The organism is Tardiphaga robiniae (assembly GCF_001618955.1).
Lineage (GTDB): Bacteria > Pseudomonadota > Alphaproteobacteria > Rhizobiales > Xanthobacteraceae > Tardiphaga > Tardiphaga robiniae_A.
On record NZ_LVYV01000055.1, the window covers coordinates 274,168 to 295,963 of the forward strand.

A 21,796-nucleotide genomic window follows, 5' to 3' on the forward strand; every position below is an offset into this window, starting at 1 on the left:
GGATGTGTTCATCACCTCTCGATGCCGGGCGTGAGACGCGATGAACATGCCGGGATTCCCCGCCATTCCAATTGGAATGGCTGAGGTTCGCGCAAGGGCGCGCCCCGGAATGACAGCGTGGGGCAACCTAGCTCCGCCCTTCGCTCGCCACCGGCTTCCACACCAGCAAGCGTTTCTCGACCATCGTCACCAGAATATCGATGGCAATGACAAACGCCGACAGCACGAACATCCCCGCGAACACGCCGGCCACATCGAATGTGCCTTCCGCCTGCTGGATCACGTAACCCAGCCCCGCCGCCGAGCCGAGATATTCGCCGACCACCGCACCGACCACGGCAAAGCCCACTGCGGTGTGCAGCGAAGAAAACATCCATGACAGCGCTGACGGCCAGAACACATGGCGCATCAACTGCCGCTCGCTCATACCCAGCATGCGGCCATTGGCGAGCACTGTCGGCGAGACTTCCTTGACGCCCTGATAGACGTTGAAGAATACGATGAAGAACACCAGCGTGACGCCGAGCGCCACTTTCGACCAGATGCCAAGCCCGAGCCACAGCGCGAAGATCGGCGCCAGCACCACGCGCGGCAGCGCATTGGCCATCTTCACATAGGGATCGAAAATCGCGGCGAGGCGCGGCTGGCGCGCGAACCAGAAGCCGATCAACACGCCCAGTGTGGAGCCGATGACAAAGGCCAGCACGGATTCCAGCAGCGTGATTCCGAGATGCTTCCAGATAATGCCTGACGCGAACCAGCTATAGATCTGGCTGCCGACATCCCAGGGGTTGGAGAAGAAAAACGGTGGCAGCAGGATGCGGCCGAACACCGGCACGGTGGTGAACACATGCCACAGCCCGATGACGACCACGGCAACCAGCACCTGACACAGCAGCAGCACGGGACGCGTCATGACGCGGCTCCGATCTTCTCCCCTCCCCCCGTGCGAAGCGAAGCTTCGCTAGGCGGGGAGGGGTCGGGGGTGGGGGTGCCACGAGCGACGTCGCTTGTAGACCCCCCACCCCGGCCCTCCCCCGCAAGGGGGGAGAGAGCACACAGCGCGGAGCGTGGGGCATCAAAATTTTGCAGTATGTCGATCATCAGCCCACCGCCTGCGCCGATTGCGCATAGCCCTTCATCACTTCGTCCTTCAGCACGCTCCAGATCTCGCGATGAAGCGCGTGAAATTCCTTGTCGAGCCGCACTTCGAAAATATCGCGTGGCCGCGGCAGCGGCACCTTCCAGTCGCCGATGATGCGCGAGCCCGGCCCCGCCGACATGATGACGACGCGATCGGCCAGCGCGATCGCTTCTTCGAGATCGTGGGTGACGAACAGAACTGCCTTGCGATCCCTGCTCCACAGATCCAGCAGCAGGTTGCCCATCACCTGCCGGGTCTGTGCGTCAAGCGGCCCGAACGGCTCGTCCATCAGCAGGATTTTCGGATTGCGGATCAGCACCTGCGCAAGACCGACGCGCTTGCGCTGGCCACCCGACAGCATATGCGGGTAGCGCCCCGCGAAGGCACCGAGCCCGACCGAGGTCAACCACTCCTGCGCACGCGCCAGCGCCTCGTCGCGTGCTATGCCCGCGATCTCCAGCCCAATGGCGACATTGTCTAGCGCAGTCTTCCAGGGAAACAGGGCGTCGGCCTGAAACAGATAGCCGGCCTGCGCGTTCAATCCATCCAGCGGCTGCCCGAAGATCCGGACAGCACCGGAGGCTGGCGTCAGCAGACCGGCAGCGACATTGAGCAGTGTAGATTTGCCACAGCCGGTTGGCCCGACGATGGCAACGAACTCGCCATCCGCGACCCGGAGCGTCGCCTTCTCCACCGCCGTATAGACGCGATTGTCGGCGATGCCGAATGCCACTGTCGCGTCATCAAGCGCCACCGCCATCGATGCCGCGGCCCCACCTGCCTGCACGCGCGTTCCCCAAAGTGTTTTTGTTCCGGGACTGGCTTAGCGCTGCAGGGCAGACAATTCAACGTCTGGGCCGGGTTGGTGGGTTGCCACGGCTGTGATAGTCCGGGACATGACCTCCGCTGCCCCCCTGATCGCCTTCCAGCATGTCAGCAAGAGCTTCGACGGCGGGGCCATCAAAGCCGTCGATGACGTTTCGCTCGATACTGCCGAGGGCGAGTTCCTCGCGGTGGTCGGCGGCTCCGGCTCCGGCAAGACCACACTGATGCGACTGGCCAACCGGCTGATCGCGCCGGACAGCGGCAATATCACCATCGCCGGCGAGGACGTCGCGCAGGTCGATCCCATCGAACTGCGCCGGCGCATCGGCTATGTGTTCCAGAGCGGCGGGTTGTTTCCGCATATGAGCATCGCCGACAATATCGGCATCACGCCCAAACTGCTTGGCACGCCGCCCAAGGAGATCGCCGCACGCGTCGACGAATTGCTCGATCTCGTGCGCCTCGACCGCACACAGCATCGCGACCGCTTCCCACATGAACTCTCCGGCGGTCAGCGCCAGCGCGTCGGCGTCGCACGGGCGCTGGCTGCGAAGCCGCGCATCATGCTGATGGACGAGCCTTTTGGCGCACTCGACCCGCTGACCCGCGATGCGCTCGGCGACGACTACCGCGCGCTGCATCGCAGCCTGGGCCTCACCACCATCATGATCACCCATGACATGACGGAGGCGATCCTGCTCGCGGACCGGATCGCGGTGATGCGCTCCGGCAAACTGCTCGCGGAGGGCACGCCCACTGAGTTGTCCGAAAGCACCGATCCATATGTCGGCGAGTTGCTGGGCACACCGCGCCGGCAAGCGGAACGACTTCAGATACTGCAGCCGAAGGATGGTGCGGCGCCCCAAGGCGGCGCGACATGAGCCTGTTCACCGATCCGCGCTGGAGCGACGCGCTCGGGCATCTGCCGGATTATCTCGGTAGCCACGTGCGCGTCAGCCTTGCAGCGCTGGCGCTCGGCCTCATCATCAGCCTACCGCTGGCCATCATCGCGCGGCACCGGCCAGTGATGCGCGGCGCGCTGCTCGGTGTGGCCAGCATCGTGCAGACAGTGCCCGGATTGGCGCTGCTGGCACTGTTCTATCCACTGCTGCTGGCGCTCGCAGCGCTGTCGCTGCAATATCTCGGCGTCGGCTTCTCGGCCTTCGGCTTCCTCCCCGCGGTGCTGGCGCTGGCGCTGTATTCGATGCTGCCGGTGCTGCGTAACACCATCACCGGCCTGAACGGCGTCGATCCCGCGCTGACCGAAGCCGCGCAGGGCGTCGGCATGACACCGCGGCAATCGCTGACCATGGTCGAACTGCCGCTGGCATTGCCCGTGATGATGGCCGGTATCCGCACTTCCGCCGTCTGGGTCATCGGCACCGCGACGCTATCAACACCGATCGGCCAGACTTCGCTCGGCAACTACATCTTTGCAGGCTTGCAGACGCAGAACTGGGTTCTGGTGATCTTCGGCTGCGTCGCCGCAGCAGTGCTGGCATTGGCCGTCGATCAATTGCTGGCGCTGATCGAGACCGGCATCCGCCTGCGCTGTCGTATCCGCACCGCCATCGGCGTGCTCGGTATCGCGGCGCTGGTGATCGTCACACTCGCGCCGTCATTCGCCCGCTCCAGCACGCGTATCGTGGTCGGCGCCAAGACCTTCACCGAACAATATGTGCTGGCCGCGCTGATGTCGCAGCGCCTGCAGGCGGCCGGCCTGCCCGCCACGACGCGGCAGGGTCTCGGCTCCAGCGTGATCTACGATGCGCTGGCCTCCGGCGATATCGATGTCTACGTGGACTATTCAGGCACGCTGTGGGCCAACCAGTTCCATCGCACCGAGATCCTGCCGCGAGAACAGTTGCTCGCCGAACTGAAAGCCACGCTGGCGAAAGCCAACATCACCCTGTTCGGCGAACTCGGTTTCGCCAATGCCTATGCGCTGGTAATGCCGCGTACGAAAGCGCAGGCGCTTGGCATCAAGACCGCGGCCGATCTCGCGGCGCTGAGCGGCACCATGACCATTGCCGGCGATTACGAGTTCTTTTCGCGGCCGGAATGGGCGGGACTGAAAACGGCCTATGGCCTGTCGTTCAAGACCCAGCGCACGATGCAGCCGGATTTCATGTATGCCGCCGTGGCCTCCGGTGAGGTCGACGTCATCGCCGGCTACACCAGCGACGGGCTGATCGCGAAATACGATCTCGTGGTGCTGGACGATCCCAAACACGCCATCCCGCCCTATGACGCGATCATGCTGCTGGCGCCGAAACGCGCGGATGACGAGAGGCTGCGCAGTGCGTTGCAGCCGCTGCTCGGGAAGATCGATCTGACCTCGATGCGCGAGGCGAACCTGCGCGCCGCCGGGAATGATGCGACGAGTTCGCCGGAGAGCGTGGCGAAGTGGATGTGGGAGAAGATCGGGAAGAAGTGAGACTTCTCTTCCCCTCTCCCCCGTGCGAAGCTTCGCTAGGCGAGAGAGAGGAAGAAAGAGCGACTACAAATTCTTGATCATCCCCGCATCGATCAGCAGCCTATTGAATCGCCGCGCTTCCGCGCCGTCCTTGCAGGCGTAAAACAGTCCCTTGCAGCGAAGCATGATCTTCTTTTGCTCCTCGAAGGACGGGTCCAGCGGAATGCCTGCAGCTTCCTGGATGACCAGCGGCAGATACGGCCCGTCGATCGTGTCCATCACCGTTGCGCTCTTCACCGGCTCGAAGTTGATCGCGTCGATGGCATAGTAGGTCGCGTAATAGCGCGGGTCGTAGCTCTGCAGCTTCTTGCCGAGGCTCGCTTCATCCATGTTGGGATCGAGAATGCCCGGCGCGAATTCCGGCTGATGATCGCCATAGCGTACGATCAGAAACGGCTGCGCTGGAAACTGCTTCTTCAGCTTCGCGACGAACGCGCCATAGTGATCGACGCTCATCGCTTGCCGGCGCAGATATTCATCGACCACCGGCACATTGCCGGGCGCACGCCAGCCCGGCGTCATGTCGGGGCGAAACTTGGTTTCCCACGGAAAGTGATTAGCGGCGAGGTAGACGAACATGAACAGCGGATTGGTCGGCGGCTGCTCGGCCATCAGGCGCGCCGCTGAATCGTAGAAAAAGCTGTCGGGCTCGACGCCCTTGGCGCCGAGATCCTTGGCGTCATAGAAGCGCTCGACGCCAGTGGTGGTCTGGAAGCTGCGAGCGCTCATGAAGGCGCCGAAGGCCGGATAGAGCGAGATGGTGCTATAGCCGCAGCGGCGCAGCGCCAGGGGCAATCCGCGCTCGACGCGGCCCGAAGCGATCCGCGTGACAAAATAGGAGAACGGCCCGAACGAGCGCGACGACAGCCCGGCCAGCACGTTGTATTCGGTGAACCAGCTCGGTCCGCCATTGCTCTCGGCGAGAAATTTGCGCGCCTTGCCGTCCCATGAATTGAAGTGGCTGCCATAGCCCTTCGGCGTCTTCACGCCGGCGGCCTGACGGATGTCGAAGGACGACTCGTCATGCACCATGATGATGTGCGGACGACGTCCCGACGGATGGCAGGAATCCTCCAGCGGCAACTTCAGCCGCTCGGTGATGACCGCGTCGGATTCCATGAAACCGTAGCTGCTGAAATCGGACACGGCGGTGACACCGGAGCGCGCGAATTTCGACAGATAGCCGTCGTCATAATAGCCGCGCCAGGCTTCATCGGGCCAGGTCAGTGCGTAGCCGGTCAATCCTGCAAGGCCAGCCATCAGCGCGGCCAGCGCCGGCAGCCGTCGGATGCGGAACGGATCGAGCCACCACAGCGCATACATCAGTGGCACCACCACGACGGCGGCGCCAATGGCGGACCAGCGCAGGTTCGGAAAGATCGTGAACAGGAAAGCCGCGGTGTCGCGGTCGATCACCATCAGGTCGACGAAGTTCGCGGTCATCTGGACCACGTCGTGCTTCAGCCGCGACAGCAGCACCAAGATGACGACCAAGGTCAGCGACAGCGCCCCCGACAGCGCGGGGCGGCGCAAGAGCGCAATCCAGAAGCAATTGAGGATCGCCCAGGCCAGCACGAAGCCGATCCGGCCCACCAGATCGGTCTCGGTCTGGACCATCACCAGCAGCGCGCCGAAATGCGGCGCAGCCACGGCCAGCAGCCGCCACACGCTGGTCGGCGCGGCAACAGCGGTTGGCGAGACGCTGGGTACTGGATTGAGCGGAGGCGCCATGGCGGCACGCAACACCACCGGCGAGGCCTCGGGCCTGGGCTGGCGACGGCCAGAGGGCGCATGTCGCAGCCGGAAACTGCGATATGTCATTAATTTGTAATGTAATCGTCATGAACGAGCAATGAACTTGGCTCGAACGGGATCGACGGAACCGGTAGGCTCCGTCCTCACCCGTTGCAGCCCCGGCCAACTCATAGATCCTTGATCAGCCCCGCATCGATCAGCCAGCGATTGAACCGGCTGGCTTCATCGCCGCCCTTGCAGCCATAGAACACACCCTTACAGCGAAGCATGATCTTCTTCTGCTCGACGAAGGACGGATCGAGCGGCACCCGCGCGGCTTCTTGCACCATCAACGGCAGATAGGCGGCATCCAGCACCGGCAGCGCCGATGCCAGTTCGGGGCGGTAGTTCAGCGCGTCGATGGCGTAATAGGTCGCATAATAACGGATATCATGCGTCATGATCCGGTCGGCGCGCTTCGGCTGCGGCAGTTCGGGCTCCAGCAGCTTCTGCGCGATCGCGGGCTGATGGTCGCCGAACCGCACCAGCAGGAACGGCTCGGTCGGATGGTCCTTCTGCAGCTGCGCGACGAAGGCCTTGTAGTCCGCAGCCGTCATGGCCTGGCGGCGGATATATTCGTCCACTTCCGAGGTGTTGCCCGGTGCCTGCCAGCCGGCCGGCGTCAGGTCGTCGCGATAAATCGAGGTCCACGGAAAATGATTGGCAGTGAGATAGACCAACACGAAGACCGGCTGGTCGGTCTTGCTCTCGCGCGCGATGAGGTCCCTGGCCTGATCGAAATAGAACCTGTCGGGTTGCATGTCCTCGCTGACGCCCATCGCCGCCATGTCGATGAAGCCATCGATGCCCGCGCCCTCCTGGAAGCTGCGGGCGCTGAGGAAATTGCCGTAGGTCGGATAGAGCGAGAAGGTCTTGTAGCCGCAGCGCTGCAGCGCCTGCGGCAGGCCGCGCGAGATCTTCCCGGCGGCGATCCGCGTCACATAGAATTTCAGCGCACCGAACGAGCGCGCCGACAGTCCGGTGAAGATGTTGAACTCGGTGTACCAGGTCGGCCCGCCGCTGGATTCGGTAATCAGCGCGCGCTGCTGGCCATCGGCAGACTTGAAATAATCATGATAGCCCGCCGGCACCTTCACCCCGGGCGCCGCCGACACGTCGAATGACGACTCGTCGAGCACCATCACGATATTCGGCCGCTTCACGCCCGGCTCGCAAGTGGTCATCGGCGACGCCTGCGCCGAACTCACGAGGCTCTTGGAATCCGCCTCGATCCAGCCGGTCGCGGTCAGATGCGAGACCGAGACCACACCCGAACGCGCCAGATTGGAAATGTGATTGACGCCCTGAAACGGCTCCCATGGCTTTTCGGGATTGGCCGCGGACAGACCGACGATTCCGACCATACAGACGCCCGCGCAGGCCAGCGCACTGCGGCGGCGCAGGCGGAACGGATCGGCGCGCCAGATCAGCCACAGGATCGGCAGCGCCACCGCGGCCGCGATCAGCAGATGGGTGCGCAGCTGCGGGAAGATCGAATGCAGGAAGGAGATCGTGTCACGATCGATGATCAGGAAATCCAGGAAGGTCAGCGTGAGCTGCGTGATGCCGAACTTGAACTGCGACAGCACGATCAGCGCCGTGACCAGCAGCAGCGACAGCACCGCACTGACCCCCGGCCGCCTGAACAGTGCGAGGAACAGAAAATTCAGCAAAGCCCAGGTGAACAGCGCCAGCGTGTTGGCGAACGGGCCGTATTCGACCGAGGCGAGCACATAGATCGCGAGCGTATGGATCGCAGCGATCAGCGCCGTGCGCAGCGGCCACTGCCGAACATACTGCCAGGCGGCCGCCAATCGCTCCTTGAAGCGGCGGCCGGCTTGCGCCGGAGAGACTGAGATCGGCGATGGCAGCATGGCTTGCCTGCGAACACCCGGCAAGAAAACTGCCCTGTCTGGCAACGGCCAGCCGGCTCACACCGCGACCGGACCCTGCGGAATGTCATAAAAACGTAATACAGGCGTCATGAACGGACAATGAACCTTTCGACGCAGGCGGTGCCGGTCCGGGCGCCGCCTGCCGTCGTCATCCCTCGGCGCTACCGCACTGCGGTCGGCGTCTCGCCCTTGATGATCTCGCCGAAGCGCTGCCAGCGCTCGCCCTTGAAGCTCATCATCTGGAACTGGTCGATGGGCGAGAAGTCGGTCGGGCTGGTGTTGACGGTCACGCCTGGCAGCAGCCCGTCGAGCTGCACGTTCTTGAGGTTGGCGGCCTGTTTCATCAGGTTCTCATGGGTGAGATCGTCGCCGCACTGTTTCAGCGCCTCGACCATGGTCTGGGCGATGCTGTAGCCGGACAGCACGGTGCTCTCCATCGCCTTCCCTTCCGGAATGTATTTCTCGACATAGGCGTAGAACTTCTGCATGCCCGGATCGTCCTTCCACTGTGGATCGGTCGGATCCTTGGCGAAGGTCGCGGAGACGACGTCCTGCGCATTATCGAGGCCGGCCGGGCGCAGCACGCTGCCGAGCGACGAGCTCGCATTCGGCACGATGTGCAGCGGCTTCCAGCCGAGCTCGGCAACCTTCTTGATCGACTGCGCGGCAAACTTGCCGGTGGCGAAAGAGAAGATCGTGTCGACGCCCGCGGCCTTCAGCTTGACGATGTGCGAGTCGACGGTCGGCTCGGAGACCTCGTAGCTCGTCTCCATCACGATCATCGTTGAGGCCTTGTCGCCAAGACCTTCCTTCAATCCCTTGACATAGTCCTTGCCGAAATCGTCGTTCTGATAGAACACGCCGATCTTGGCACCCGGCTTCTCCTTCAGGAGATACTTCGCATAGGCCGCAGCCTCGGCGTGGTAGCTCGGCAGCCAACCCATGGTCCATGGAAACTGCTTCGGATCGTTCCAGCGCGTGGCGCCGGTCGCCAGGAAGAGTTGCGGCGTCTTCTTGGCATTGACGTATTTCTGGATCGCGGCATTCGCGGCGGTGCCGACATTGCCGACGATGGCCATCACCTCGTCGCTCTCGACCAGCTTGCGCGTCTGCTCCACAGTCTTCGGCGGCGAATAGGCATCGTCATAGGAGATGAAGACGATCTTGCGGCCGTTGATGCCGCCCTCGTCATTGATCTTCTTGAAATAGGCGCCGTAGGCCTTGCCGAGAATGCCGTAGGCGGAGGCCGGGCCGCTATAGGGCACGGTGTTACCGATCTTGATTTCGGTGTCGCTGGCGCCGGGGCCGTATGTCTTCTGCGCCAGCGCCGGGCTCGCTGCCATAGCCATCGCAGCTGCGAACGCAGCCATGATGCTGGCGGCCGCTGGCGCTGCCCTGGAAGTCGTCGTGATACGCATTTTCTGTCCTTCTTTTTGCGTTTCCATAAGTGACGGCCGTTGCCGTATGCGATCCGAGCCTTCCCGTTTGTCGGGATTGTTGAACGGCTCGTCAGATGCGTGTGTTCGTGGCGATCAGTCCTTGCTGTCAGAGTCCGTGGCGCCCTGCTCGGCCAGCGCACGGACGTCTTCGGCTGCGGTCTGCACGTGGCGATGCACCAGCATCGTGGCTGTCGCTTCGTCGCGGGCTTCGATGGCGACGACGAAGGCGCGGTGATCAATGAGCGAGCGCTGGCGGATCTCCGCGGAGGCGAAATAGCGGCGCCGCCAGCCCGTGCTCATCAGCATCAGCGGCGTCAGCGTGCGCACCAGCACGCGGTTCTGGCTCGCCGCAACAACCGCGAGATGGAATGCGACATCCTCATCGGCGAGGTTGCTGCCATTGGCGACAAGCGCGGCATAGGTGTCGAGCAACTGATCCAGCTTCGCGAGATCGGCGTCGGTGCGGCGCTGACAGGCCAGCCGGAACGCCTGTTCCTCGCAAAGAATTCTGGCCTCGGTGACATCGCGCGTCACCTGCGCATCGAATGGCAGGCCGAGATCGGCCTGCAGCACCAGCGCATCCAGCCCGCTGTCTTCCAGCTCGTTGCGCAGATAGATGCCCGATTTGGGCTTTCGCTCGGTAATGCGCATGGCATCGAGCACCGCCAGCGCCTCGCGGACGGAGCCGCGGGTGACCCCGAACCGCTCCGACAAATCCCGCTCCGACGGCAGCCGGTCGCCCTTGGACAGCCGGTGGTGCCGGACGAATTCGAGCGTTTTCCGAACAGCGTCGGAGGTTTCGGTACTGACCGCAGCAAACATGGGCTGACCCTACCAATCTGGTAGGACCAGATCAAGGCGACGAGCGTGCGACGAGTCCGCACGGCGGCCGCCACGGAACTTGTTGTCAGAGGGTTGTAAACATGAAAGAGAAGATTTGTAATATAATACCTTGATTTTCATCATATCCTTCATCGTCTCGTCTCTCGCATTGGCCGACATGCCCTTTTCATCACGAAGACGTCTGCCCGCACTGCCGCGACGGGTGCTTTTCACAGGACCCTGCTGCAAATCGTCGGGGCAATTATTCTGCTAGGCGCAACAAGCCTTGGGGCTGCAGCACAGTCTTCCCCGGCATCCGATCCGGGGACTACGTCTCCGGCCATGCAGGCATGGAAGCAGCGCACGAATGCGCGTATCGCACGCGCGGCAAACCGTCTCGCCGATGGTGCGCCTCACGCGCATATCGTCGTCGGGTTTGTGGTCAATCGAAGTGGCCGGATCATCGAAATGGGTATCGTGCAGAGTTCGGGAAATCCGTATATCGACGGCGCTGCTCTTGCCGTCATCCGGATGGCAGGCCCGTTCTCACCGCTGCCGTCGAGCTATACGGGGCAGATTTTGCCACTCGTCCAGGCAATCAACTTCGTTCACCGCCAGCCAGATCGTCCCGCCAGGCGAGGCAGATGACCTCATAGTGGAAGAGCCAAAGATCGCATCAAGGCACAGCGGATTTCACCGGGCGACGGCAATCGGCGCTTCATTCAAACGGTCGCGCATTCAGCCCCAACTGCTTCGCCATAATGCGATCGAGCCAACGCCTTGGCCGGCTGCGGCGACGCCACCACACGTAGCTTCGGGCGGGATGCGGTCAGTGCCCGGTAGACCAGCTCGCCGATCCGCTCCGGCGGCAGCCCGTTCTTCGCCAGCTTCATCAGCATCTCGCGCAGCTTCGTTAGCGCCGGCACAAACGGTGACGCATCGAAGCGCGCCATATCGATCGCCTCGGCCTTGTCCCAGATCGGCGTGCGCACGGCTCCCGGCGCAATCACCAGCACCTCGATGCCGAACAGCATGAATTCGCGCCGCAGGCTTTCGGCCAATCCCTCGAGTGCGAATTTCGACGCGCTATAGGGCGACAGCAGTGGATTGCCGAACTGGCCGGACACCGAACTCATCATCACGATTCGTCCGGGCGCACCAGTCATCGCGGGATCGGCGCAGAGCAGCGGCGCGAAGGCCTTGGTGACGATCACCGGGCCCATCACATTGATCTCGATCTGCTGGCGAAACTCATCCACCGCCAGATCGAGCAGCGCGCCCGGCACCGCAACGCCGGCATTGTTGACGAGGCCCGCCAGCGTCTCGCCGTTCAGCGCGGCGCGAACCTGCGCGGCGGCGGCCAATACAGCGGCCTCATCCGTGACATCGAACAGCAGCGGGATGAAGTTTGCGCCGAACTCGGCTTGCAAGCGCTCGGCATCGGCCTGCCTGCGCACGCTACCGAACACGCGAAAGCCGCGCGCGAGCAGAAGCTTCGCCGTGGCGTGGCCGATGCCCGTGGAGACGCCGGTGATGACGATGGATCGCATGAAAAGCACCTGAGATGTGATAGTCTGTAAATTCGGCCGGGACCGAGACCGCATCGCCGCGGTGACGGCGAGAGTTACGGATCGCGGCCTCATTGATTTTTGACGATCGGCACGCTTTTGTCGATCTGCGACAGCCAGCCGCGCAGGCTCGATGAGTATTCGAGCGAAACGCTGCTCAGACAGGCTTTGCGATCCCATCGACGAACAGCGTGATGATCGCCTCTGCCATCTGATCTGCCTCGGCATCCGCGACACCCCAGCGTGGAAAATGCCCGTCGATCTTCATGCGGGCAAACCCATAGACCAAGGCACGGCCGGCAATCTTTATCACGCGCAGATCGGAGGAGCGCAGTTGTCCCTGCGCCAGGGCATCCATTAACAATTGCTCGGTCATGGCGATCAGCTCATCATTGTCCTCGCGTAACGCTTCCGACTGGTCGTGGGAAAAATACTTGCCGCTCGAGATCACTTCGAAATGCGCCGGGTTTGTCATCGCCCAGCGCATATAGGCCATGCCAAAGGCGCGAAACCGCGCCAGCGGATCGTCGGCGGACGTGCCGGCGATGGCCGCGGCGATCGAGACTCGGAAGCGGCGCTGAGCCTCTTCGGCCACCGCGCTCATCAGGTCATTGCGGCTGGGGAAGTGCCGGAACGGCGCTCCCGGCGAAACTCCGGCACGGCGCGCAGCCTCGCGCACGCTGACGGCATCCGCGCCGCCCTCCTCGGCCAGTTCAAGCGCCGCCGCAATCAGCACACGGCGCAGATCGCCGTGATGATAGGTCTTCGGCGAAGTCGTCGTTCGCCCCTTCGCGGCACGTGGCACGACCGATGGCCGGGCGGCTCGTTTGCGCACAGGCGGCTTCGATGCCGATCTGGACGGCGGCGGCTTTGCGGACTTGGACATGCCTCAGCATAGCATCACCGTATCGTGAATGTAATCACCGATTACACAATTGACTGGATCGCCTGCACCGAATGTAACTGGTGATTACATATGGCAACACAGGGGAACGTCATGACATGGGATCGTCGCAACTGGTTCGAGGGCTGGCGGCTGCTTGCCGTGCTGTCACTGGTGCTTGTCGTGCTGAGCATCTGGATCGCGGGAATGCGCGCCTTCGAGGTCGACGGCATCAGGATGGTGATCCGGTTCACGGCGCGCAGCTCGCTTTTGTTCTTCTGCCTCGCTTTCGCAGCATCCGCGCTCACCCTGCTCTGGCCGACATCCGGTACGCGCTGGCTGCGGCGCAACCGCCGCACCCTCGGGCTGACTTTCGCGGCGTCTCACGCCATTCATGCCGTCGCGATCATCTGCTTCGCGGTGATGACTCCCACTGACTACGCCGCGGCGACGACGCCCGCCTCGTACATCTTTGGCGGCATCGGCTATGCCTTCATCATCGCGATGGCTGCAACCTCGTTCAATCGCAGTGCGGCCGCCATCGGCCCACGCGCATGGCGCATCCTGCACACGACCGGCATCTACTATCTCTGGTTCCAGTTCATGGTGAGCTTCGGCATGCGCATTCCGCAAATGCCGAACTATGTCTGGTTTGTGATGCCGCTGCTGACGGTGATGGCACTGCGGATCACAGCGGCAATTGTCCAGCGGCGCCGATCACGTGTGGTCCTGTCCGCAAACTAAAAACGGGACCGCGTTACCGCGGTCCCGTCGATAGCTGCGTCTGAAGAAGCGCTTAGTTCTTGGTCTTGTCGACCAGCGCCTTTTCCTTGATCCACGGCATCATGTCGCGGAGCTTGGCGCCCACTTCCTCGATCGGATGCGCGTTGTTGCGCTGACGGGTTGCCTTGAACGAGGCCTGGTTGACCTTGTTCTCGAGCATCCAGTCGCGCGCGAACTTGCCGGACTGGATGTCGGTGAGCACGCGCTTCATCTCGGCCTTGGTTTCCGAGGTGACGATGCGCGGGCCGGTGACGTATTCGCCGTATTCCGCGGTGTTGGAGATCGAGTAGTTCATGTTGGCGATGCCGCCTTCATAGATCAGATCGACGATCAGCTTCAGTTCGTGCAGGCACTCGAAGTAAGCCATTTCCGGCGCGTAGCCGGCTTCCACCAGCGTCTCGAAGCCGGCGCGGATCAGCTCGACAGTGCCGCCGCAGAGAACGACCTGCTCGCCGAACAAATCAGTTTCGCACTCTTCCTTGAACGAGGTCTCGATGATGCCGGCGCGTCCGCCGCCCACTGCCGAGGCGTAGCTCAGGCCGAGGTCATGGGCGTTGCCCGAGACGTCCTTGTGAACCGCGATCAGGCAGGGCACGCCGCCGCCGCGCTGATATTCCGAACGCACGGTGTGGCCTGGGCCCTTCGGCGCGATCATCAGCACGTCGAGGTCTTCACGGGGATCGAGCAGGTTGAAGTGCACGTTGAGGCCGTGTGCGAAGACGAGGGCTGCGCCCTTCTTCATGTTGTCGTGCATATGGTCGCGATAGATATCGCCCTGCAATTCGTCGGGGGTCAGCATCATCATCAGGTCGGCCCACTTGGCGGCCTCGGCGACTTCCATCACCTTGAAGCCGGCGGCTTCCGCCTTCTTCGCGGTGGCCGAGCCCTTGCGCAGCGCAATGACCACGTCCTTGACGCCGGAGTCCTTGAGGTTCAGCGCGTGGGCATGGCCCTGGCTGCCGTAGCCGACGATGCAGACCTTCTTGCCCTTGATCAGGTTCAGGTCGGCGTCGCGATCGTAATAAACTCGCATGGGTATTTCCTCTCTTCGGCAACTATATTTCAAAGCTGCCCGTTCGAACCGGTCTCAAGCCGAATGGCCGAAGACCATGAATTGCCGCCGGTTTCTAGGGCGACGGGTGCCGCGAGACAAGCCCGCGACGGTGATTTTACGCTGCGCGTCGGGCTCATAGCTCGACCAGCACCGGATACAGCGAGGCCAGCAGCAGCAGCCCCATGACGATATTGAACGCCCTGACCGCGCCAGGCGATTTTACCAGCGATTGCAGCGAGGTGCCGCACAGCACCCAGGTTACGCAGGACACGAACCCGAGCAGCAGCGACAGGGCGACCTGCAGCAGGATGTTCCAGGGATAGTTCGCAATCGCCGCATAGGCGGTGATGGTGCCGATCACCATCACCCAGCCCTTGACGTTGACCCATTGAAACAGCGCTGCGCCGAAAAACGTCATCGGCCGGCGCCGTTCGGCGTCACCCGGGTTGGGCGGACCGGACATCCCGATCGCAAAGGCGAGATAGACGAGATACGCCGCGCCGGCATATTTCAAGATGGTATGCAGCACCGGATAGGAGGTGAAGACCGCCCCCAATCCGAGGCCCGTGACGGCGACCATGAAGGCAAAGCCGACGGTGACGCCGAACACATGCGGCAGCGTACGACGAAAGCCGAAATTGAGCCCCGACGCGAGCAGCATGATGTTGTTCGGGCCGGGCGTGAAGAACATCACGATGGCGAACACAATAAAGGCGAACAAGAGTTGTTGCGACATGACCTCAAACCACCTCGACAAGAATGGGTGGCCGCTTCGACAGCAGCATCACGGCAATGCCGCAGACAACGACGATCATGCCCGCGAGTCGCAGCGATCCAAACTGTTCACCGAACGTGACGCTCGACGCAGCCGCCCCGATGAAGGGCACCAGCAGCGCGAACGGCACAACCTGCGCTGCGGAATAGTCCCGCAGCAACCGCCCCCAGATCCAGTAGCCGAGCGTGGTGCCGACCAGCGCGAGGAACAGCACACAGGCGATCGCCTTCAACGACACATGCGAGAGCGACTGCCAGGTCGCGCTGGCGCCATCGACACTGAACAGCACGACCAGCAGCGGCAACAGGGCGACAAGGCTGATCCAGGCGAACAGATCGAGCATCGAGACACCCTGCGCACGCCGCAGCAGCAGGTTGGAAAAGGCAAAGCTCACCGGCGCGGTCATCAGCACCGCGAAGGCGAACACGCTGAAGTCATAACCGACGGTGAAGCAGATCAGCAGCAGTCCGCCCATCGCAATCGCGATCCCCCCCACCTGCTGCGGCGTCGGCATCTCGCGCAAGAACAGCGCGGCGAAGCCCACCGTGAACAGCGCCTGGCTCTGCACGATCACAGCAGTCAGGCCGGCCGGCACGCCATGCGCCATGCCATAGGTCTGCGCCAGAAACTGCGCCACCAGCAGCCAGCTGGTGGCGACGATCAAGAGCCATGACAGTTTCGGCTTCGGCAGGAACAGGCACGGCAGCGCCGTGATGCCGAAGCGCAGCGTGGTGAGCAGCGTCGACGACATCTCGTCGACCGCCATCCGGGTCAGCACGAAGCCGACGCCCCAGATCACGGCCACCGCAACGGCCAGTGCAATGTCGAAGGGTTTCATGACTGCGATGCGCGCGGAGGCTACATCCCCTCCGGGCCACGGCTGATCGCAGCCACACCGGTACGCGAGATCTCGACGAGGCCGAGCGGCCGCATCAGGTCGATGAACTGGTTGATCTTGCCGGTATTGCCGGTGATCTCGAACACGAAGCTCTCGATGGTGGCGTCGATCACCCGCGCACGGAACGCTTCGGCCAAACGCAATGCCTCGACGCGATGCTCGCCGGTGCCGCGCAGCTTGACCATTGCCAGCTCGCGCTCGATGGAGCGGCCGGTCAGCGTCATGTCGACCACGCGATGCACCGGGATCATGCGATCGAGCTGATGCTTGATCTGCGTGATCACCATCGGCGTGCCGGTGGTCACGATGGTGATGCGCGAGACGTGCTTGTGGCTCTCGGTCTCCGACACCGTGAGACTTTCGATGTTGTAACCGCGGCCCGAAAAAAGCCCGATGACGCGCGCGAGCACGCCCGGCTCGTTGGCGACGAGCACCGTCAGCGTATGCGTCTCGTTGGGATCGTGACGCTCTTCCATGAAATAGGCGGAGGCAGGCTGTTCCATTGTCGTTGTCTTTCCAGAGCTTGTCAGACCAGCGCCTTGCCGCCGGCGAAGGCCGCCGCGGTGGCTTCGTCATTCGCTTCGAGCGGCAGCAGCATTTCGTTATGCGCCTTGCCGGACGGGATCATCGGGAAGCAGTTCTCCAGCGCGGCGACACGGCAGTCGAACAGTACCGGCTTCTTCACCTTGATCATCTCCTGCAGCGCACCGTCGAGATCACCGGGCTTGCTGCACTGGAAGCCGACGCCGCCATAGGCCTCTGCAAGTTTGACGAAATCGGGCAGCGCTTCCGAATAGGAATGCGACAGCCGGTTGCCGTGCAGCAGCTGCTGCCACTGGCGCACCATGCCCATATACTGGTTGTTGAGGATGAAGATCTTGATCGGCAGCTCGTGCTGAACCGCCGCCGACATCTCCTGCATCGTCATCTGCACCGAGGCGTCGCCGCCGATATCGATGACCAGCGAGTCGGGATGCGCGACCTGCACGCCCAAAGCCGCCGGCAGGCCGTAGCCCATGGTGCCCAAACCGCCGGACGTCATCCAGCGATGCGGCTCTTCGAAGCCGAAGAACTGCGCCGCCCACATCTGATGCTGGCCGACTTCGGTGGTGATGTAGGTGTCGTGGCCGCGCGTCGCCTCGAACAGACGCTGGATCGCATATTGCGGCAGGATCACATCGTCGTTCTTCTTGTAGGCCAGCGAATTGCGCGCGCGCCAGGTGGCGATGGTCTTCCACCAGTCCTTGGTGTCGGGCTTCTTCGCCTCGGATTTGAACACCTGCAGGATGTCGCCCAGCACGTTGCCGCAATCGCCGATGATCGGGATATCGACGCGGATGTTCTTGTTGATCGAGGACGGATCGATGTCGATGTGGATCTTCTTCGAGTTCGGCGAGAACGCGTCCGTACGTCCGGTGATACGGTCGTCGAAGCGCGCGCCGACGCATAGCATGACGTCGCAGTCATGCATCGCCATGTTGGCCTCGTAGGTGCCGTGCATGCCCAGCATGCCCAGCCAGTTCGGGCCGGATGCCGGATAGGCGCCGAGGCCCATCAGCGTCGAGGTGATCGGGAAACCGGTGACCTCGACCAGCTCGCGCAGCAGCTTCGACGCCGCGAGGCCGGAATTGATGACGCCGCCGCCGGAATAGATGATCGGCTTCCTGGCACCCGCCAGCAACGACACCGCCTTGCGGATCGCGTTGGCATCGCCCTTCACGCGCGGCGCATAGGAGATATGGACATCCGACTTGCGCGGCGGATGATAGGTGCCGGTGGCGAACTGCACATCCTTCGGCACGTCGACGACGACCGGGCCCGGACGGCCGGTGGTGGCAACGTAGAAGGCTTCATGCAGCACCTTGGCGAGATCGTTGACGTCGCGGACCAGCCAGTTGTGCTTGGTGCAGGGCCGCGTGATGCCGACGGTGTCGCATTCCTGGAACGCGTCATTGCCGATCAGGTGCGTCGGGACCTGCCCCGTGATGCAGACCAGCGGGATCGAATCCATCAGCGCGTCGGCCAGCGGCGTCACCATGTTGGTGGCGCCCGGACCGGACGTCACCAGCACGACGCCCGGCAGGCCGGTCGAGCGCGCATAGCCTTCGGCGGCATGGCCGGCGCCCTGCTCGTGGCGGACCAGAATGTGCTCGACCTCGGACTGCTGATAGATCTCGTCATAGATCGGAAGCACCGCACCGCCGGGATAGCCGAAGATGTGCTTGACGCCATGATCCGCAAGCGCGCGCACGATCATCGCTGCGCCGGTCATCTGATTGGGATCGTGAGGCTTGCTGTCGCTCATGGTTCGCTCCGGATGCGCTCTGCGGCGCGGCTTGGTCTGGATGGTCGCTGGGGTCGGAAAGCTTGAAGTTCAGACAATAAAAAAGGGCCCGTTCAGGACCCTGTGCACACCGCTCGGTTCGTGGGTAGCCGTCAGCTACCCCCGGCGGTGTGCCAGGGTACCACGATAATAAGGAGATTTGTAACTTTGTTGCGCACGGGATCAGTCCAACTTCTCAAAACTTGCGCGGAACATAGCCAGCAAACGGGGGATGTCAAGGGAAGTTGCCGTGATCGCGCTGATTTCGAAGCCTAGCCGGGTCTTTCACATTCGGCGAGCGGAAAAATCGGGCGGGCTGGTATGCGGTAAGAGGAAATGCACGCCTAAGTTCACCAATCCGAAAGCCCCCTCTGAAATTGTAGAAAAATGCTGATTTGGCTCATCCCTCCCCTGCTCTTTTTTCTTGTCGGAGCGACGGTTGCATTGCTTGCGACGAAACAGGCTGAGCCCCTGGTCAGATGGACTATTATCGGCATCTCGTCAGCGATACTTTTGACGTTCTTTGTCTTGGTCAAGACGAACTATGGACCGTATCGCGCGGTCAGCGATGGTTTGTACGTCTGGGCCGGCCCTCACCACGTGGGTTTGGCTTTTGCATTCGCCATTTTCTATCGGCTGATGACTGACGGGTGCGCAGCGTTACTCGTTGGATGCATCGTTGGGACGTTGAATAGCACTCTCCGCCAACGCCAATCGCCGGATCATCGCGACACCCGCAGTGGGGTGGACTAGCGAAGCGCGGTATCCTCCAAGGTGCGCATTGCCTCCTCCACCGTCACCCATTCAAACTCCGGCAATTGGTGCCTGAACCACGTGAATTGCCGCTTGGCATAATGCCTGGTATCGGCGCGGCCGATCTCCGCGGCCTCGTCGCGCGAGATCTCGCTGCGGATATGCCGGATCAGCGCCGGCACGCCATGCGCTTTCATGGCGGGCAGCAGCGGATCGAGACCGCGCGCGGCCAGCGCCGCGATCTCATCCAGCGCGCCCTCATCCAGCATCCGTTCGAAGCGCGCATCGATGCGCGCATAGAGTTCGTCGCGCTCCGGCGTGAGAAACAGCGCGGTCACGCCCTCCGGCGGCAGCAGCGGCGGCAGGCCGTCACTATGCCAGTCGGTGAGCGAACGTCCGGTCGCTTCCATCACTTCCAGCGCACGGGCGATGCGCGCGCGGTCGCGCAAATTGAGTCGCGCGGCGGAGACCGGATCGACCAGCTCAAGCTGTGCATGCAGGGCTTCCGGCCCGTCGCGCTCCAGTCGTGCGCGGACATCGTCGCGCACCTCGGCTGCAACAGGCGGCACTGCGGAGAGCCCGCGGGTCAGCGCCTTGAAATACAATCCGGAGCCACCGATAAAGATCGGCAGTTTGCCTTGCGCCCGCACCTCGGCAAGGACGCGCGCGGCTTCGTCGACCCACGCGCCCGCGGAGAAATTCACCGCGGCATCCACAGTGCCATAGAGCCGGTGCGGCGCCAGCGCCTCTTCCGCGAGCGTCGGCCGCGCCGTGAGCACGCGCAGGTCGCGATAGACCTGCATGCTGTCGGTATTGATGACCACGCCGTCCTGCGCACGCGCCACGGCCAGCGCCAGCGCCGACTTGCCGCTGGCGGTCGGCCCTGCGATAAGCAGCGCTCTGTTGTCTGGCCCGGAACTCACGTCATGTCTCTCGTTGCGACCCTGATCTGCAACCCCGCCGATCCCGCTCTCGATAGCACGGTCGTCGACGGCCTGCGCGCGCTTCTGCCGGGCGATACCGAAATGCACTGGCTGAGCGATGGCGTCGCCGCAGATATCATGTTTGCCAGCGACCACAACATCCTTGCGCTCGGCGATCGCCTGCGCGTCGCGCGCGGCGACATGCCGATCGACGTGGTGGTGCAGCCCGTGCTGGACCGGCGCAAGAAGCTGTTTCTCGCCGACATGGATTCCACCATGATCGGCCAGGAGTGCATCGATGAACTCGCCGACTTCGCCGGTCTCAAGGCCCATGTCGCCGCGATCACCGAACGCGCCATGCGCGGCGAGATCGAATTCGAGCCGGCGCTGCGCGAGCGCGTAGCGCTGCTCAAGGATCTCAACGTCAGCGTGGTCGATGAGGTGCTGGCCTCGCGCATTACACTCACGCCGGGCGGCCGCGAACTGGTGCAGACCATGCGCGCCAATGGTGCCTATACCTGTCTCGTCTCCGGCGGCTTCACGCTGTTCACCAGCAAGGTTGCCGAGCTCGTCGGCTTCCAGGAAAACCGCGCCAACGTGCTGCATGTCGCTGATGGCAAGCTCACCGGAACCGTCGCGGAGCCGATCCTCGGCAAGGCCGCAAAACTCGCGACGCTGGTTGAACTGCGCGAGTCCTTCGATTTCGACAATCTCGACACCATGGCCGTCGGCGATGGTGCCAACGATCTGGCGATGATTCAGGATGCCGGCCTCGGCGTCGCCTATCACGCCAAGCCGGCCGTGGCAGCTGCCGCAGCAGCCCGGATCGATCACGGCGATCTCACGGCGCTGCTCTATGCGCAGGGCTACAAGCGCAGCGAATTTGTGAGCTGAACCGTACTCGTCATTCCGGGGCGCATGAAAGCGGCGCAGCCGCTGCAATGCGAACCCGGAATCCCGGTGTGTTTGGCTCTACGGAGACTCCCATGTCGGGATTCCGGGTTCGCGTCCGGCAAGTGCCGGCCGCGCCCCGGAATGACAGTAAAGGGCCACGCAAAAGCACTAAACATTTTTTCCTATATCCAGTTGACAATATACCTCTAAGGTTTATATTCCCCTTCGTCCTGCCCCACCGAGAGGGGCGATCGCGATCGTCACGTTCGCGGGGTGGGATGCGGTGGACGCCGGAGATGCGGCGTCACGCGGTTCATGGGTGACGGCTGTCTTCGGGCAGGCCGGATCGTCTGTGGTCAGGATACCACTGGGACAGGCGGCACGGTTTGCCTTCGGGTGGCAAAAACCTGCAGATCACGCGACGGACGACCAGGTCAAAACGCGTTCGGCTTACTCGCTTGAGGCACCCTGTCCCTTCGCCTTGGGACTGTAATTTTGGTGATCGGATCGTTCGCCATGGCGAAGCGCAAGCAACCGAAAAAACACC

Annotated in this window: 19 protein-coding genes; 5 read left to right on the forward strand and 14 right to left on the reverse strand. The window is 62.8% G+C overall.

Features of this window, described 5'->3' with window-relative positions; all coding sequences use genetic code 11:
- Positions 1–127: 127 nt before the first annotated feature.
- Positions 128–916 (reverse strand): ABC transporter permease, encoded by a 789-nt coding sequence (locus A4A58_RS27980; protein ID WP_068738430.1) that lies wholly within the window; start codon positions 914–916, stop codon positions 128–130.
- Between the two features lie 187 nt (positions 917–1,103).
- The gene (locus tag A4A58_RS27985; protein ID WP_068738432.1) at positions 1,104–1,904 is read right to left on the reverse strand and encodes an ABC transporter ATP-binding protein; all 801 of its coding nucleotides are present in this window, start codon (positions 1,902–1,904) and stop codon (positions 1,104–1,106) included.
- Positions 1,905–2,040: 136 nt separating this feature from the next.
- On the opposite strand from A4A58_RS27985, the gene A4A58_RS27990 reads away from it, so the two are divergent.
- Both A4A58_RS27990 and A4A58_RS27995 read left to right on the forward strand, forming a co-directional pair.
- Positions 2,041–2,850, forward strand: a complete 810-nt coding sequence (locus A4A58_RS27990; RefSeq protein ID WP_068738434.1) for an ATP-binding cassette domain-containing protein — start codon at positions 2,041–2,043, stop codon at positions 2,848–2,850.
- Positions 2,847–4,406 (forward strand): ABC transporter permease/substrate-binding protein, encoded by a 1,560-nt coding sequence (locus A4A58_RS27995; RefSeq protein WP_068738436.1) that lies wholly within the window; start codon positions 2,847–2,849, stop codon positions 4,404–4,406. Before A4A58_RS27990 ends, A4A58_RS27995 begins: the two co-directional genes overlap by 4 nt.
- A gap of 63 nt (positions 4,407–4,469) precedes the next feature.
- Here the strand turns inward: A4A58_RS27995 and A4A58_RS28000 are convergent, their stop codons facing one another.
- The 4 genes from A4A58_RS28000 to A4A58_RS28015 form a co-directional block, all read right to left on the reverse strand.
- Entirely contained in the window at positions 4,470–6,176 is a 1,707-nt protein-coding gene (locus A4A58_RS28000; protein ID WP_068738515.1) for a sulfatase-like hydrolase/transferase, read from the reverse strand.
- Between the two features lie 191 nt (positions 6,177–6,367).
- Positions 6,368–8,113: a sulfatase-like hydrolase/transferase gene (locus A4A58_RS28005; protein ID WP_081422109.1), complete on the reverse strand. Its 1,746-nt coding sequence runs from the start codon at positions 8,111–8,113 to the stop codon at positions 6,368–6,370.
- A gap of 182 nt (positions 8,114–8,295) precedes the next feature.
- Entirely contained in the window at positions 8,296–9,552 is a 1,257-nt protein-coding gene (locus A4A58_RS28010; protein WP_068738519.1) for an ABC transporter substrate-binding protein, read from the reverse strand.
- A 114-nt stretch (positions 9,553–9,666) separates the two neighbouring features.
- The gene (locus A4A58_RS28015) at positions 9,667–10,395 is read right to left on the reverse strand and encodes a FadR/GntR family transcriptional regulator (RefSeq protein ID WP_068738438.1); all 729 of its coding nucleotides are present in this window, start codon (positions 10,393–10,395) and stop codon (positions 9,667–9,669) included.
- A gap of 342 nt (positions 10,396–10,737) precedes the next feature.
- Between A4A58_RS28015 and A4A58_RS31880 the strand changes: the two genes are divergently transcribed.
- A complete protein-coding gene (locus tag A4A58_RS31880; RefSeq protein ID WP_068738440.1) occupies positions 10,738–11,043 on the forward strand; it encodes an energy transducer TonB family protein in 306 nt (101 codons plus the stop codon).
- A gap of 74 nt (positions 11,044–11,117) precedes the next feature.
- On the opposite strand, the gene A4A58_RS28025 is transcribed toward A4A58_RS31880, so the two are convergent.
- Positions 11,118–11,945: an SDR family NAD(P)-dependent oxidoreductase gene (locus tag A4A58_RS28025; RefSeq protein WP_433993658.1), complete on the reverse strand. Its 828-nt coding sequence runs from the start codon at positions 11,943–11,945 to the stop codon at positions 11,118–11,120.
- Between the two features lie 175 nt (positions 11,946–12,120).
- Positions 12,121–12,849 (reverse strand): TetR/AcrR family transcriptional regulator, encoded by a 729-nt coding sequence (locus A4A58_RS28030; protein ID WP_081422110.1) that lies wholly within the window; start codon positions 12,847–12,849, stop codon positions 12,121–12,123.
- A 111-nt stretch (positions 12,850–12,960) separates the two neighbouring features.
- Between A4A58_RS28030 and A4A58_RS28035 the strand changes: the two genes are divergently transcribed.
- Positions 12,961–13,590, forward strand: a complete 630-nt coding sequence (locus tag A4A58_RS28035; RefSeq protein WP_158005753.1) for a ferric reductase-like transmembrane domain-containing protein — start codon at positions 12,961–12,963, stop codon at positions 13,588–13,590.
- A gap of 52 nt (positions 13,591–13,642) precedes the next feature.
- Here the strand turns inward: A4A58_RS28035 and ilvC are convergent, their stop codons facing one another.
- From ilvC to miaA, 6 genes are all read right to left on the reverse strand, one after another.
- A complete protein-coding gene (ilvC, locus tag A4A58_RS28040; RefSeq protein WP_068738455.1) occupies positions 13,643–14,662 on the reverse strand; it encodes a ketol-acid reductoisomerase in 1,020 nt (339 codons plus the stop codon).
- Positions 14,663–14,816: 154 nt separating this feature from the next.
- Positions 14,817–15,419 carry a LysE family translocator gene (locus A4A58_RS28045; RefSeq protein ID WP_068738457.1) on the reverse strand — a complete coding sequence of 201 codons (603 nt, stop codon included), beginning with the start codon at positions 15,417–15,419 and terminating at the stop codon, positions 14,817–14,819.
- A gap of 4 nt (positions 15,420–15,423) precedes the next feature.
- Entirely contained in the window at positions 15,424–16,296 is an 873-nt protein-coding gene (locus tag A4A58_RS28050; RefSeq protein WP_068738459.1) for an EamA family transporter, read from the reverse strand.
- A 20-nt stretch (positions 16,297–16,316) separates the two neighbouring features.
- On the reverse strand, positions 16,317–16,859 hold the full coding sequence (gene ilvN, locus A4A58_RS28055) for an acetolactate synthase small subunit (RefSeq protein ID WP_068738461.1): 543 nt from the start codon (positions 16,857–16,859) through the stop codon (positions 16,317–16,319).
- Positions 16,860–16,882: 23 nt separating this feature from the next.
- Positions 16,883–18,661: an acetolactate synthase 3 large subunit gene (locus A4A58_RS28060; RefSeq protein ID WP_068738463.1), complete on the reverse strand. Its 1,779-nt coding sequence runs from the start codon at positions 18,659–18,661 to the stop codon at positions 16,883–16,885.
- Positions 18,662–19,428: 767 nt separating this feature from the next.
- A complete protein-coding gene (gene miaA, locus A4A58_RS28070) occupies positions 19,429–20,355 on the reverse strand; it encodes a tRNA (adenosine(37)-N6)-dimethylallyltransferase MiaA (RefSeq protein WP_068738467.1) in 927 nt (308 codons plus the stop codon).
- Between the two features lie 3 nt (positions 20,356–20,358).
- Here miaA and serB point away from each other — a divergent pair, with 3 nt between their 5' ends.
- Positions 20,359–21,249 (forward strand): phosphoserine phosphatase SerB, encoded by an 891-nt coding sequence (gene serB / locus A4A58_RS28075; RefSeq protein ID WP_068738469.1) that lies wholly within the window; start codon positions 20,359–20,361, stop codon positions 21,247–21,249.
- Positions 21,250–21,796: the final 547 nt, after the last annotated feature.